Origin of the sequence: Natrinema marinum (assembly GCF_024296685.1) — an archaeon.
Classification (GTDB): domain Archaea; phylum Halobacteriota; class Halobacteria; order Halobacteriales; family Natrialbaceae; genus Natrinema; species Natrinema marinum.
In genome coordinates this window covers 2,430,042-2,444,226 of the sequence record NZ_CP100763.1, presented here as the reverse complement: position 1 = coordinate 2,444,226, position 14,185 = coordinate 2,430,042, and the positions used below count along the sequence as shown (strand labels likewise).

Sequence of the window (14,185 nt, the reverse complement as noted above, 5' to 3'; positions counted from 1 at the left end):
GAATCGGGTGGCCTCGAGCCGGGATTCGCTGATTGATCATCTACGCGGATAGTCTTGGTGCAATATTTGTCCTATTTTTGGACGTTCGGTCGCGGTAGCACGGTATTACGTCCGGTGTCTTTCAGGTAACAGAATGTTTATGCTGGCTTCCTCCAATCAGTAACCGTGCTCTGCTGAAGTAGGTTCGAGCCGATGCGTTGCTCGCCGTCGTGTAAGCCGAGTACAGAGCACCAATGAAGACAGACACCTCAGACGTCCACACCCCTGAAACCGATGCCACGCTCTCGACAGACACGGTATTCGAGCTTTTGCTCGATGAACAGCGCCGGTACGCACTGTATTACCTGTCACGGAGAGTGGGAGCCGTGAGCATCGAGGAACTCGTCGAGCAGATCGCCGACCACGAGGGCGTTCCGACTCGCGATCGCGTCGAGCAGATCTCCGTCGAGTTCTACCACAACCACCTTCGAAAGCTCGTCGACTCGAAGGTGCTGCGGTACGACGCGGAGACGGGAACGGTCGAGCGTTTGGCCGCGGCTCGCTCGCTCGATCCCTACCTCGAGCTGGCGTACGTCGCCGACCTGTCGCCGACCGCGTAGCCGCTCGGGTCGGCCGTTACGGCTGACTCTCAACCGTCTCAGACTTTTTGACGCGAATCGACAGTGCGAGAAACAGTGCCAGCAGGACGAACGTCACTTCCCCAGCGGCGATCACGCCCAGCGCGTCGCCGCCGAGGAACATCGAGGCGTCCCGCTCGACGGGGATGATCGTGTGGTGTGGCTCGCCGGCGATCGGCACGAAGTAGTCGACGATCAGGTTGCTCCAGTACCAGACGGCGGCGACCGCTACCGCCCAGACGGGAAAGTCCGAGATCCGATGCAGGACGAACGCCTGAACGACCATCGCGAGGTGACTCCAGAAGAGGAAGTGGTACATCCAGACGGGGAGGTACGCGTAGGAATCCGCGAAGGCGAGCAGCGTGTACGGCGTCCACAGCCCCAACACGATGTTACCGAAAAACGCCAACGCGGTCAGCCACGGCTGCTCGCGGCCCAGCTTCCAGGCGGCGATCGCCAGCGCGACGAACAGCGTCGCGAGCGGGCTGTCGGGCACCCAGGGCCACATCGCGACCGGTGTCAGGGCGAACTGACTCGAGTAATACCAGAAGCCAAAGGCCGTTCCGGCGAGATTGATCGCCACGACGAGCCACGCGAAGCGGAGCCCGAGATCCTCGAGCGTGCGCGGCACGGGCGCGAGATACGCCGGCAGCGACTCGCCGTCTGCGCGTTCGCGGTCCGCCAGCCGAGTCGACGCGGTCATCGTCCGGCGCGACGGCCGGAACCCGCAAAACAGTAGCGGTCTCGAGGGCGTGCCCTCGAACCCGTACTACTACCACGGCACCCGTCGTACCGTCGGCTATGACTACTGTCGAACGGGCGCGACGGCGGCTCTCGACCGGTCACGAGGTAGACCTGCCGCTCGAGCTCTCTTTTGCGATGGGCGGCGTCACGGTTCCCGCTCGTCGCGGCCGGCTCGAGGGGGTCCTGCCGGACGGCCTCTCCGCGCTCGCCATCGCGCCCGGCGTCGGCTGCGTCGCGCTCGTCGGGATCCAGTATCACCGCGTCGGCGGTTCGGATCGGGCCGGGATCGCCGATGAACGGCGCGGGAACGAGACCGGGCTCGAGCCCTACGACGAGTTCGCCGTCATCGTGCCGGCGGTCCAGGGGAGCCGTACCGACCTGCCTATCGCACAGCTCGCGGCCGGCGAGGTCGGCGGCTACGTCCACTGGCTGCCGGTCACGACCGACCCGTCGGTCGCGCTCGGGCGCGAGCTCTGGGGGTATCCCAAGGAACGAGCCGATATCACGGTGACCGATGGGCCGAACGGACTCCGCGCCGTCGTCGCCGGCGGTCGCTACGGCGACGGCGAGGCGGTCCGTCTCGAGGTCGCCCGCCCCCGCTTTGCTCCCCGTCGGCGCGACTGGACGATGGCGAGCTACACGACGATCGACGGCGACCTCCTGCGGACGCCGGCGCGGATCGAGGGCGAGGTGGCGCTCGGACTCGGCGTCGGTGGCACGCGCCTCGAGATCGCGCCGCCCCTGCGACGGGAACTCGGACTCTGGCAGCGGCCGTTGACCCGGTTGTACGGCTCCCGCGTCCGGGCGCGTCTCTTCGAAGGCGAGCTACTACACGGGTGATCGCGGGCCGGGGGCGACTGCACCGGTCCCGTCGACTCGAGCGGCCAGCGCCGACCGATGTGGGCCGTCGCGGCCGACCCGTCCCCAAAGAACACGCGTAAGTGCGGGCGCTCCTAACCGCCGAGTATGACGGAAGACACCGATCTCGAGGAACTGCGACGCGGGACCGACCTCGTCAAGCGCGGGTTCGCCCGGATGCAGAAAGGCGGCGTCATCATGGATGTCGTCGACCCCGAACAGGCCCGCATCGCCGAGGACGCCGGCGCGGTCGCGGTGATGGCGCTGGAAGCCGTCCCCGCGGACATTCGCAAGCGCGGCGGCGTCGCCCGGATGGCCGACCCCGCCGACGTCGCGGAGATCGTCGACTCGGTCTCGATCCCCGTCATGGGCAAATCCCGGATCGGTCACACGAAGGAAGCCCAGATCCTCGAGGCCGTCGGGGTCGACATGATCGACGAGTCCGAGGTGCTGACGCCCGCCGACGACGCCTACCACATCGACAAGCGCGACTTCACCGCGCCGTTCGTCTGCGGCGCGCGCGACCTCGGCGAGGCCCTGCGCCGGATCGACGAAGGCGCGGCGATGATCCGGACCAAAGGCGAGGCCGGCACGGGCGACGTGAATCAGGCCGTCCACCACCAGCGCACCATCAAAGGCGAGATCCGAAAACTCGAGGGGATGAGCCACGAGGAACGCGAGGCCTACGCCCGCGAGATCGAAGCGCCCGCGGACCTCGTCCACGAGACCGCCGAGATGGGCCGCCTTCCGGTGGTGAACTTTGCGGCGGGCGGGATCGCGACTCCCGCCGACGCCGCGCTCATGATGCACCACGAGTGCGACGGCATCTTCGTCGGCAGCGGCATCTTCGGCGCGGAGAATCCGCCCGAGATGGCCGAGGCGATCGTCGAGGCGACCAACAACTGGGACGACCCCGAGACGCTCGCGGAGATCTCGAAGAACCTCGGCAAGAGCATGAAAGGCGACGCCAACGTCGACCTCCCCGAGGAGGAGAAGCTGCAGGGCCGAGGCGTTTAGATCGCTCCCGTCGCGACTGGAACCCCACTTCTTCGACGTTGAGTACGTGCGTTTCCGACTATTCCGTGCGTTTCCGACTCGAGTGAAGGGATCGAACCCACAGCCGACGTGACGTGGTGCTCGGCGCTCGATCGGAGCGGGTCTCGTTGTACTCGAGTGGGTCCCAAGAGCCGGGTTTCGTCGGCAACCGTGGTCGTGTCTTGAACGGTGTGGGCTGATGGGGAGTGTGAGAAACTGTGTCCTGCTCCCGTGGCAACGGGGGGATTTCCACGTCCTCCCCAGCCGATTTCTACTCACGGGGCTTCGCCCCGTTCGTATGGTTCGCGGGACCGACGGTCCCGCGCTAACGTTCGCTCGCTTTGCTCGCTCGCTCATCCCTCGCACAGTATCGTCGGCCGGCCTCACTTGGCTCACGGTTTCCCGCGGTCACCGCTCGCGTTCCGAGGCACACTGTGTTCGGCCTCGCGATGCTCGGTCGACCGACAGCGCGCGCCACCGCTGGGGCTGATCGGGTTGGAATGGAACGTAGCTCCCTGTTACTGAACGGTCGGGGTGGATTCCCGAGGGCCGTGTTCGAGCGGTCGACTACCGTGAAACCGCAACGCCGAGCAGAAAGACGAGATACGCCACCAGCGACCCGAGCGCGAACGAGAGCACGCGGGCGGGAGCGACGCGAGCCCCGATGGCGATGCCTGCGAGCGCGACGGCGAGCGTCACGGCTTGCACCGACGGTCGTTCCCAGCGGCGGCGGACAGCCTCGCGATGGCGAGCCGTGACGAGTTCGAACGCGAGCGTCCCGACCGCGCCGCCGGCGAGAAAAGGCACCGACAGGGACGCGTCGACGACCGCGTACGCAACGGTGACGACGACGAGTACGACGACCGTCAACAGCGCGTCGGTCCGCGTGGCCATCCGCTACGAGTCGTCGCGGTAGAGCCGAGCGCCCTCACCGACCGCGGTCTGGTAGGCCCGGCTCTCGATGCCGGCGGCGTCGAAGGCGTCGACCATCGCCGCGGCGATCGCCCGGCGATCTCGGCGGTGGCAGACCGCCAGCATTCCGGGGCCGGCGCCGCTTACCGTTACACCTGTCGCGCCCGCCTCGAGGGCGGCCTCGCGAACGCGGTCGTAGCCGTCGATGAGCTTGGTCCGTTCGGGCGTGACGATGCCGTCGTTCATCCCCCTACCGACGAGAACGGGGTCGTTTCGGGTCATCCCGACGGTGAGCGTGGCGGCGTTCCCGACGGTGTCGACGACGTCGTCCATCGCGGCCGAATCGGGGACGACGCCGCGCGCGTCGCGCGTGGAGACGGACATTTCGGGAAGGCAGGCAACGACGGGGATCGAGGCGTCGACCTGCGTGACGCCGTCGTCGGTGACGACGGTGAACCCGCCCAGAAGCGAGGGGGCGACGTTGTCAGCGTGGGCCTCGCCGGAGACGAGCGCCTCGCCTTCGGCGGCGATCGGGACGAGCTCTCTCCGGCTGTGGCCGCGGTCGTAGAGGGCGTTCAGCGCGACGGCCGCCGCGGCCGCGCTGGCAGCCGACGAGCCGAGCCCCGAGGAGGGGCGAACCCCCTTGTCGATCCGGATGTGGGCTGGCGCGTCCAGCGCGTCGGCGACCGCCCCAACGGTGTTCTTCGCTGGGTCTTCCGGGATGTACTCGCTGCCGGCACCGGTGACCGTGATCGTCGTCTCCGGGGCACGTTCGACGCGAACGACGTCGGCGGGCGTCCCGAGAGCGACGCCGAAGACGTCGAAGCCACTCCCGAGGTTCGCACTCGTCGCGGGTGCCCGCACGGTGAGCATGCCGATTCCTTCCGAGACTGCAGGCAAAAAGGTAGCGAACGACGATGGCGACCCGTCGCGCCGTCAGCGACTCGAGCCCCCGTGGCGGCGACGCGCCGCCGTGAGCGAGGGCGTTATTCGTCTTCGGTCGTCCCGAAGGTGAACACGTCCTCGCTTTCGGCCGCAGCGGTGCTGTCGTCTTCGTCGCCGTCGTCTTCGTCGCCCTCGTCGGTCGGGGCTTCGTCCGCCGTCTGCTCGTCGGAGTCGCTCTCGTCGGCCGCGTCCGTCCCGTCCTGTGCGTCGATGTCGGCCGCGTTACCGAAGCCGCCGTCGTCCGACTCGAGCGGCTGTGCGGCCGCGTCGTCGGTGGTGGCTGCGCCGTCGTCGCCCGCTGGCGCGTCCGCGGGTTCGTCGTCGACCTCGTCAGCTTCGGTCGCCTCGGCGTCCTCTACGAGCGAGCCGACCGCGTCGTCGGTGGACGCCGTCTCGGCGTCGGTCGCCGGCGCGTCCGGCTCCTCGGCGAGCGAGTCGGTCGCTGTGGTGTCCGCCGGGTCGTCCTCGAGTCCGAGGATCTCGTCGGCACCGAGCTCGGTAGCTCCATCGTCGCCGGCCGGTGCGTCCGTCGCCTCACGGGCCGCCGCGTCGTCGTCGGGACCGGCTCCGAGCGACTCGTCGCTCGAGTCGGCCTCGACGGCGTCGGTCGTCGGCTGGTCAGTGCCGAGTGGGTCGCCGGTCGGCGTGTCCTGCTCGATGTCGAGTCCGGCGTCGTCACCGTCGTCGAACGCGGTCGGTGCGCTCGTCTCGGTATCGTCGGCGTCGAACGTGATTCCGCGGCTCTGGTCGGGTGCGTCGTCGCCGGCGTCCGGATCGACCTCGAACTGCGCCTCGGCGGCCAGCTCCTCGTCGGCGTCGAACGTCGACGTGAGGTCTACGTCCTCGCGGTCGACCTCGGTGTCGAACCGGTCGAGCGCCTCGGATAGCTGGGCGGCCTGCTGGGAGAGGCTCGAGGCGGACTTGGTCACTTCGGTCAGTGCGGTGGTCTGCTCTTCGGCCGCGGCGGCGACGTTTTCGGCCTCGGAGGTCGTCTCCTCGGAGATCGTCGCCGCGTCGTCGACCATCGCCACGACCTCCTGGGTCGAGGCGGCCTGCTCTTCGGTCGCCGCGGAGATCTCCTGGACGCCCACGTTGGTCTCTTGGGCGAGTTCGGCGATCTCTTCGAGCGCCTCGACCGCCTCTTCGACCTGCTCGCTGGCGTTTTCGATGTCCGCGCTGGTGCCTTCGACCTCGGCGGCGGACTCCTCGGTCCGATCCCGGATCGCCTCGAGCCGGTCTTCGGCCTCGTCGGCCGCCTGCGCGACGTCCTCGGAGAGGGCCTTGACCTCCTTTGCGACGACGGAGAACCCTTCGTCGTCTTTCCCACCTGCGGAGCGAGAGGCCTCGATGTTGGCGTTCAGCGCCAGCATGTTGGTCTGGCGGGCGATCTCGGAAATCGTGTTGATCAGTTCGTCGATCTGTTGGACCTCCTCTTCGAGTCGGCGGATCTCGCTGACGGCGCTGCCCGCCTCGGTCTCGATCTGGTCCATCGCGGCGATCGCTTCCTGTGCGGCTTCCTGTCCGTCCTGGCCGGTGTTGACGGTCCGCTCGGCGATGTCGGCCACTTCGTTCGAGGAGGCGGCGATCTCTTCGGTCGTCGTCGACAGCGCGCTCATCTCCTGGTTGACCGACTGGAGCGATTCGTTCTGCCGGTCGGCACCGTCGGAAATCTCCTGGATCGAGCCGGTGACCTGCTGGGAGGCGGATCGGACCTCCTCGCTCGAGGCGGTCACCTGTTCGGAGGCGGTCGCGACGTCGGTCGCGAACCGGTTGAGCTCGGCGATGGTTTGCTCGATCTCGTCGAGCATCTCGTTGAAGTCCTCGGCGATCTCGGCCATCGCCTCGTTGTCGCCGTCGGCGGCCATCCGGGCGGTCAGATCGCCGTCGGCGGCCGCTTCCATCACGTCGCTGTAGTCGGCGGCCTTCTGCTCGAGGTGGTCGTTGATCTCTTGGACGCGCTCGCGTTCGCGTTCGGCCTCCTCGCGGGCGGCTTCGGCTTCTTCGATCTGTTCGCGCAGCGCGTCACGCATCGAGTCGAAGCCGTTGTAGAGCCGGCCGATGTTGTCGATCCGCTTGGTCTCGAGGTCGACGTCGAGGTTGCCCTCCTCCATCTCGGCGGCCTTGCCGGTGAGGCGGTCGATCGAGACGGCGGTGTTCCGGCCGAGGACGGCTCCGACCGCGCCGATCATGAGAACGCCGAGGATCGTCGCGTAGATCCCCCACTGGTTGATCGTGTTGACGAACCCGAGCGCCTGGCCCTTGGGCTCGTGGCTCACGACGACCCAGTCGGTCCCGAACACGCGCGCGGAACTCGTGACGTATTCGTTGCTATCGAAGCCGTACGCCCCGCCGAAGCTCAGTTCCGAGCCGGAGATGCGCGTCGTGGTCGCCCCGTCGGTTCGGGCAGCCTCGAGGAGGCTGGTATCACCGCTGTACGTGGTGCCGAGCGTCGCGTGGTCGTGGCCGCTGCCCTCTCCGCGGCTGTGGCCGTCGCCGTGGTGGCCTTCGGAGCCGTAGCCGGCGTTGTCGAGCATGATCTCGTTGTCGCCGTCGACGATCATCGTCGTGACGCCGTCCTTGTCCTGGAGCTGGTTAGCGTACGCCTCGAGATCGGCGGTGTAGACGACCGCCCGGTCCTCGTTTGCGGCGGAGAGTTGGACGTAGGTGATGACGGTGGTGTTCTGTCCGAACTCACCTTGGGCGACGTAGGCGTCGGAAACCCACGGAACGGTGGTGGTCGCCTGCGAGTAGGCTTCGCTCGGGACGTTGTTCAGTTCGCTGGCCGGCACACCGCGGTAGGCACCGTTGGTGCTGGCTGTCACCGTCTCGTTGCCGATATCGACGTAGGAGATATCGAACGTGTCCGTATCGAGGTGTTCCTGCCAATCGAGGAACCGCTGTTGGATTGCCGCCGGATCGTCGCTGGCGACGACGTCCGATCTGACGATCGTCCCGATCGTGTGTTCGTTCTGCTCGTTCCACATCTGCAGACTCTGTGCTTCCTGACTGGCCGAAGATGCGTGATCGGTCTGAACGCGATCTTCGACTTGGTTCGTGATTCCTGCAGTTGCCCCGTATCCGATCAGGCCAACCGACAGCCCGAGAATTAGCAACGCGATCCCGAACTTGACCGCGTACCTGCGTCGGATAGCTGTCGGTACCAATCGTCTAGCGATATCCATCGATAGCACACGCGTGATGTTGTCACTACATAAATGATGTTCCGAAGTTATCGGTGCTGATAATCGGGGAAGGGAAGAGCGTGGTGTCCAAACAACCACGCTCTTCCCCCGTCCGTCCACGTTACGATAGGATTACATATAATTTAACGTAGGAGTGTAATTTCTCCGCCAAAAGGTGAAGAATCAGATATTAGTAGCCCTGCACTCACACATTCGTAACTATCTGTTGATATTCTTCGCAAACGTTAAGAAAGATAGGTCGAAACGACTGGCCAATATGACCGACTCTCAGGACCATCGCGAGACCACAGGCAACACCGTCGGCTTGAGCCGACGACGCGGCTTCGATCGCCGGCACGTTCTCAAAACGACCGCGGGTAGCGCTGCCGGACTCTCGCTTGCAGGGTGTCTCGAGACGGCGGGATCGATCGTCGGAAGCGACGACGTCGAACCGGTGACGGTCGGCGTTCTCGCACCGAACCCGGACAGCGACTCCATCGGGCGCTCGATCGTCCAGGGTTCACGGATCGCCGTCGACGAACTGGGTAAAATCAACGGCCGCGACGTCGAGATGGTCGTCGGCGACACGAACTCGAGCCCGCAAGAGGCTCGCCGTCAGTACCAGCGGCTCGTCCTCGAGGAGGGCGCCGACGTCACGGTCGGTATCTCTACGAGCGAGGCGCTCGTCCCGCTGATGGACGATATCGCCGAGCAGGAGACGCTCCACCTCACGGCCGGGTCAGCGACGACGACGGCCAGTCAGATGGTAAACGAGGAGTACGAGAAGTACAAGTACCACTTCCGCGTCGGCCCGGTCAACGGTTCGAACCTCGCGCAGGCCCAGATCGAGTTCCTGACCGAGAAGGGGGGCGATATCGGCTGGGACTCCATCGCCGTGCTCGCCGAAGACTACGACTGGACCGAGGGGCTGTGGGCGTTCTATCAGAGCCGCTTCAGCGATCTCGATATCGACGTGACGATGTGGGAACGGTATCCGCCGGCGACCGACGATTTCTCCTCGATCTACGACGACGTCGAGGCGTCGGGTGCTGATGCGGCATTCATCTCGACGGCTCACACCGGTACCAAAGCCATACTCGACTGGGGACCGACGGAGCGGGAGTTCGCCTTCGGCGGCATTCACGTCCCGATGCAGCTCCCATCGTACTACCGACTGACCGACGGCGCGTGCCGATTCGCCGTGGGCTACGCCAGTGCCACGTCGACGAGCGAACTCACTCCCAAGACGCAACCGTTCGTCGATACGTATCAACAGACCTACGGCGGGCAGAGCCCCGTTTACACCGGCTTTATCGCGTACGACGCGATCAAACTGTTCGCGGACGCCGCCGGGCGGGCCGGGACGGTCGACTCCGAGACGCTGGTCGGCACACTCGAGGATATCAGTTTCACCGGAACGACGGGTACGATAGCGTTCCACGAGCCGGACCATCAGTTCGCTCACGACGTCATCTACGGGGAGGAGAACGTCCACCCGGTGTACTTCCAGTGGCGAGAAACCGACGACGGCGAGGGCGTTCAGGAGGTCATTTGGCCCGATCAGCACGCGTCCGCCGAGTATGTCGATCCGGACTGGTTCTAGGAATCGGTCGTCCCCGGAGCACTTACGGGGGATCGTCGGTTCCGCGATGGCGCCCGCCGAGAACTGTATTGCTTTTCGTCACGTGCGGTCACTCGAGCCGCGATGTGTTCGTTTCCGATCGTTTTCAAACCGGTCTGCGGACGTTTCTAGCGTGTCAATCGCAACCAGCACTCCTTTGATAAGCTGCCACAATTGTTAAGAGACCGAAGACAAAATGACTGGTCGACATGGATGAATGTGGTGGGGCTGAGCACGACCCAAGCCTCGCGACCGACCAACGGACTCGACGAAGCGGTCTCCAGCGGCGACGCGTCCTCGCGACGGCCGGCAGCGCGGTCAGCCTCTCGACCGCTGGGTGTCTAGGAACCCTCGGGTCGATCACCGGGGGATCCGGAAGCGAGAACCCGATCACCATGGGCATTCTCGCGCCGAATCCGGACAGTAATTATATCGGTCGGGGGATGGTGCGCGGTGCGCAGGTTGCAGTCGACGAGATCAACGAGAAGGGAGGGATTCTCGGCAGACACGTCGAACTCGCCGTCGGCGACACGAACTCGAGTCCGCTCGAGGCGCGTCGCCAGTACCAGCGACTCGTCCTCGAGGAGGATGCGGATGTCACCGTTGGCGTCTTCGACAGCCCCTCGCTCGAGACGATCATCGAGGATATCGCCGAACAGCAGACGGTCCACCTGACGAGTGGGGCCTCGACCCCGGCGGTCAGCCAGAAGGTCAGTGAAAACTACGATCGATACAAGTACCACTTCCGCGTCGGCCCGACCAACTCGTACGACCTTGGTACAGACTTGGTCAACTTTCTGGACGACAACGGTTCCAACATCGGCTGGAACTCCGTCGCCGTGCTGGTCGAAGATTACCCGTGGTCGCAGGAACCCTGGCAAATCCTGCAGGACGAACTCGACGGCGTCGGCGTCGAGGTGACGATGGAGCGGCGGTACCCGCCGGCATCCGACGACTTCTCGTCGCTCTACGACGAGGCCGAAGCGTCGAACGCGGACGCGGCGTTCATTCTGACTGCACACACAGGGACGAGCGCCCTGCTCGACTGGGCGTATCCGAACCGTCCCGAAGTGCCACCCCAGCCGCGACCGTTCGCGTTCGGTGGCATCCACGTGCCGATGCAGTTGCCGGCCTACTACGAGATGACCGGCGGCCTGTGTCGCTACGGCGTCGCACAGATCAGTGCGACCGCAAACAGCGATGCCGGCCCCCTGACACAGCAGTTCGTGGGCCGGTATCGGGACACGTACGGCGGGACCCCCGTCTACACCGGGTACACGACGTACGAAGCGGTCATGCTCTACAGACACGTCATCGAACAGACCAAGACGCAAGATACCGAGACGGTGATCGGGGCGCTCGAAAACGTCAACTTCGACGGCGCCACTGGGCAGATCAGCTTCTACGACAAGGACCACCAGTACGCCCACGACCTCGAGCCAAGCGACGACGGTGCCATCTATATGCAGTGGCAGGAAAACGACGAGGGCGAAGGGGTTCAGGAGGTTATCTGGCCCAAGAATCACCAGACGGCCGAGTACCAGACGCCGTACTGGCTCTGAGGAGCCGCTGGCTGATCGTTTCTTCTGCAGTAGGTGGCCGACGGCCGTCTGCCGTCAGTCGTCCGCGTTCGCCTCGAGCGTGCCGTCGGCCGTCGCGAACCGACCGTCGCCGACCAGCAGCGCGCCCGCCAGAAGCCCGCCGCCGACCGCGAAGCCGGCGATCACCGCGAAAAACACCGTTTGCGAGAGTTCGCCGAGGACGAAGCCGCCGACGGCGATGCTCGCCGAGCCAAAGCCGAACTCGGCGAGATACGTGTAGCCGTAGGAGAGCCCGCGGGCGTCCGGCGGCGTGTAGATCGCGACGGCGTTCTGGTAGAACGGCTGGATGGCAAAGAGGAAGAAACCGAGCAGGCCACAGAGCGCGACGATCGTACCGAGTCCCGCTTCGGCCGTCGTGACCGGAACGAACGCGAGCGCGAGCACCACGAGAACGGCGAAGATCGCCGCGAGTCCGCGGGCCGGCGAGACGCGGTTGGTCAACTTCCCGCCGGCGTACTGGCCCGCCATGCCGACGACCAGCAGGCCGACGTAGACGTAGTCGGCCGGCTGAATGCCCTCGAGGCCGGCCGGCAGGGCCAGCGCCTCGATCGCCGGCAGCCCGTGGAGGATCTCGGGGAGGTACGTGAGGGTACCGCGGTAGTAGAGCCCTTCGAACGCAACGAGGACGAAGACCACGGCGAACGCGCTGGCGAACAGCGTTCGCGAGTTCCCGAGGAGGTCCGCCGGCGACAGCGCCTCGTCCGGGCCAGCGTCGGCGTCGTCGGCGACCGCGGCGGTCGGGTCGAACTCCGCCCCGAGGCCGTAGAGGACCGCGATGACGCCTGGAACGGCGAGGATTGCCGCGACGACGGACCACTCGAGGAAGATCAGCAGCGTGGCGGTGACGAACGGGCCGAGCGCGATACCGGCGTTGCCGGCGATACCGTGCCAGGCGAAGACGGTGCCTCGGTCCTCGACGCCGGTGCTGATCAGCGAGAGGCCGGCGGGGTGATAGACGCTGGCGGCGACGCCCCAGAGGACCAGGCCGACCGCGATGGCGTAGATCGAGGTCGCGATGGCAAGGACGAGAAAGGCGAGGCTCATGCCGCCGAGACAGACCAACACGAGTGGCCGGGCCCCGTAGCGGTCGGCGAGGATTCCCCCAGGGAGCGCCCCGAGGCCGAACGGCGCGTAGCCAAGCGCGACGACGATGCCGAAGAGCGCGACACCGACGGAAAACTCGTCGAGCCAGACCACCAGGAAGATCGGGATCGAGGTTTCGAACCAGTGGACGAGCGCGTGGCCCGCCATGGTGAAGTTGGCGATCGACCGATCGTTCGCGTTCAGCGCCATGTAATTCGTTGCACCAATTCGGGCGCTCCGGGGACTTAGCAGTGTGGGAACCGGTGGCGTTCGTTCGTCTACGGTCCCTCTCAGACGACGAACTCCCGCGCTACGTCCCCCGGCAGGATCACGTCGATCTCGCCGGCGGCCTCGTACTCGCGGATCGCTTCGACGGTCGCCTCGAAGTCCTCGAGAGACTCGCCCTCGAGTCGGTGGAAGAACAGCGAGGTGATCCCGGGGATCGACGCCGCGCGTTCGATCGCTGCCCGCGCTCGCTTGGCGCTCGGATTACCGATCCGCGGAGCGAGTCGCGAGTTCGCCACGTAGCCCTGTGCCGGCGGGCCGCCGCCCCAGGCGAGGTCGTGGTGGGCCGCCACGACCTCGAGCGTCGTCGGTTCGTAGGCCCCGAACGGGTAGGCGAAGTAGTCCGCACCGTCGTCGAAGCCGCGCTCGCGCAGCCACTCCTTTCCGCCGCGGATCTCGGCGGCCTGCTCCGCCCGACTGAGCGACGGGAGGTCCGGATGACTGACGGTGTGATTGGCGATACACCACCCCGCGTCGTGGAGTTCGCGGACCTGCTCGGTCGAGAGTCGGGGATCGCCGCCGACGACCCCGTCGTCGACGTAACCGGTCGTGACGAACGAGACGGCGGGGTAGCCGTACTCCTCGAGGATCGGCAGCGCCTCGGTGTAGTCGGTGACGTGGGAGTCGTCGAACTGGATCATCACCTTCCCGCGGTCCGGTCGCGGGACGACGTGGAGGTCGTCGAACCAGACCGTCCCCGCCGTTCCCTCGCCCGTCCAGACGAGCAGGTGGACCGCTTCGACCGCGCTCGGGTCGAACCCGTCCGAGCGCTCCTCGACGCCGAAGTTGTACCGCATCAGGGGGAGGCCGCCCTTGACTCCCCGCCGAAAGTCGGCCCAGTTGCCCTCGACGTCGACCAGCCGGAGCCAGGGGACGACGAGATCGGCCGACGCGACGGCGACGCCGGGCGCGGCGGTCGACCAGTCGAACGGTGACGCGAACTCCCGCGTGAGCCTGCTGCTCGATTCGCTCGCCGGAATCTCGAGCCGCCCGCTCTGCGAGCCGACGACGGCTCGGTCGGGAGCCGGCGAGAGGGTCCCACCGACGGCCTCCCAAGCGGCCAGTTCCTCGAAGTCATCGACGGTTTCGGCCGACTTCGGTCGGTCGGTCACACCGTCGTCCACACTATCGGTCCGCGGGTCGCTGTTCGTCGATTCCGTCGCCGGTTCGTCGTTCGGAGCGCTCGTCTCGGTCCCGGCACAGCCCGCCAGCGCCAACGTCGCGGCCGCTGCGAGATACGTCCGTCGTTGCATTGCCGACGAGACACGTCACGTTTCCGTATTGTTACGACCGAGTTACTAT

General features: G+C 66.2%; 11 protein-coding genes. 5 read left to right on the top strand and 6 right to left on the bottom strand.

Annotated elements, in window-relative coordinates; translation table 11 throughout:
• The first annotated feature begins 233 nt into the window (after window positions 1–233).
• Window positions 234–599 (top strand): DUF7344 domain-containing protein, encoded by a 366-nt coding sequence (locus tag NKH51_RS18930; RefSeq protein ID WP_254761939.1) that lies wholly within the window; start codon window positions 234–236, stop codon window positions 597–599.
• Window positions 600–615: 16 nt separating this feature from the next.
• Here the strand turns inward: NKH51_RS18930 and NKH51_RS12110 are convergent, their stop codons facing one another.
• The gene (locus NKH51_RS12110; protein WP_254761938.1) at window positions 616–1,320 is read right to left on the bottom strand and encodes a DUF1405 domain-containing protein; all 705 of its coding nucleotides are present in this window, start codon (window positions 1,318–1,320) and stop codon (window positions 616–618) included.
• Between the two features lie 98 nt (window positions 1,321–1,418).
• Here NKH51_RS12110 and NKH51_RS12105 point away from each other — a divergent pair, with 98 nt between their 5' ends.
• The gene (locus NKH51_RS12105) at window positions 1,419–2,201 is read left to right on the top strand and encodes an acetoacetate decarboxylase family protein (protein WP_254761937.1); all 783 of its coding nucleotides are present in this window, start codon (window positions 1,419–1,421) and stop codon (window positions 2,199–2,201) included.
• A 126-nt stretch (window positions 2,202–2,327) separates the two neighbouring features.
• Window positions 2,328–3,236 carry a pyridoxal 5'-phosphate synthase lyase subunit PdxS gene (gene pdxS / locus NKH51_RS12100; RefSeq protein WP_254761936.1) on the top strand — a complete coding sequence of 303 codons (909 nt, stop codon included), beginning with the start codon at window positions 2,328–2,330 and terminating at the stop codon, window positions 3,234–3,236.
• Window positions 3,237–3,821: 585 nt separating this feature from the next.
• On the opposite strand, the gene NKH51_RS12095 is transcribed toward pdxS, so the two are convergent.
• From NKH51_RS12095 to NKH51_RS12085, 3 genes are all read right to left on the bottom strand, one after another.
• Window positions 3,822–4,148 (bottom strand): hypothetical protein, encoded by a 327-nt coding sequence (locus tag NKH51_RS12095; RefSeq protein WP_254761935.1) that lies wholly within the window; start codon window positions 4,146–4,148, stop codon window positions 3,822–3,824.
• A 3-nt stretch (window positions 4,149–4,151) separates the two neighbouring features.
• Window positions 4,152–5,039: a homoserine kinase gene (locus NKH51_RS12090; protein WP_254761934.1), complete on the bottom strand. Its 888-nt coding sequence runs from the start codon at window positions 5,037–5,039 to the stop codon at window positions 4,152–4,154.
• Between the two features lie 113 nt (window positions 5,040–5,152).
• Window positions 5,153–8,293, bottom strand: coding sequence for a methyl-accepting chemotaxis protein (locus NKH51_RS12085; RefSeq protein ID WP_254761933.1), 3,141 nt, complete (start codon window positions 8,291–8,293; stop codon window positions 5,153–5,155).
• Window positions 8,294–8,570: 277 nt separating this feature from the next.
• Here NKH51_RS12085 and NKH51_RS12080 point away from each other — a divergent pair, with 277 nt between their 5' ends.
• Window positions 8,571–9,896, top strand: coding sequence for an ABC transporter substrate-binding protein (locus tag NKH51_RS12080; protein WP_254761932.1), 1,326 nt, complete (start codon window positions 8,571–8,573; stop codon window positions 9,894–9,896).
• A gap of 227 nt (window positions 9,897–10,123) precedes the next feature.
• Window positions 10,124–11,476 carry an ABC transporter substrate-binding protein gene (locus NKH51_RS12075; protein WP_254761931.1) on the top strand — a complete coding sequence of 451 codons (1,353 nt, stop codon included), beginning with the start codon at window positions 10,124–10,126 and terminating at the stop codon, window positions 11,474–11,476.
• 54 nt (window positions 11,477–11,530) lie between these two features.
• Here NKH51_RS12075 and NKH51_RS12070 read toward each other — a convergent pair whose 3' ends face one another.
• Window positions 11,531–12,808, bottom strand: a complete 1,278-nt coding sequence (locus NKH51_RS12070; RefSeq protein ID WP_254761930.1) for an MFS transporter — start codon at window positions 12,806–12,808, stop codon at window positions 11,531–11,533.
• Window positions 12,809–12,888: 80 nt separating this feature from the next.
• Complete coding sequence (locus NKH51_RS12065) at window positions 12,889–14,136, bottom strand: polysaccharide deacetylase family protein (protein ID WP_254761929.1); 1,248 nt, start codon at window positions 14,134–14,136, stop codon at window positions 12,889–12,891.
• Window positions 14,137–14,185: the final 49 nt, after the last annotated feature.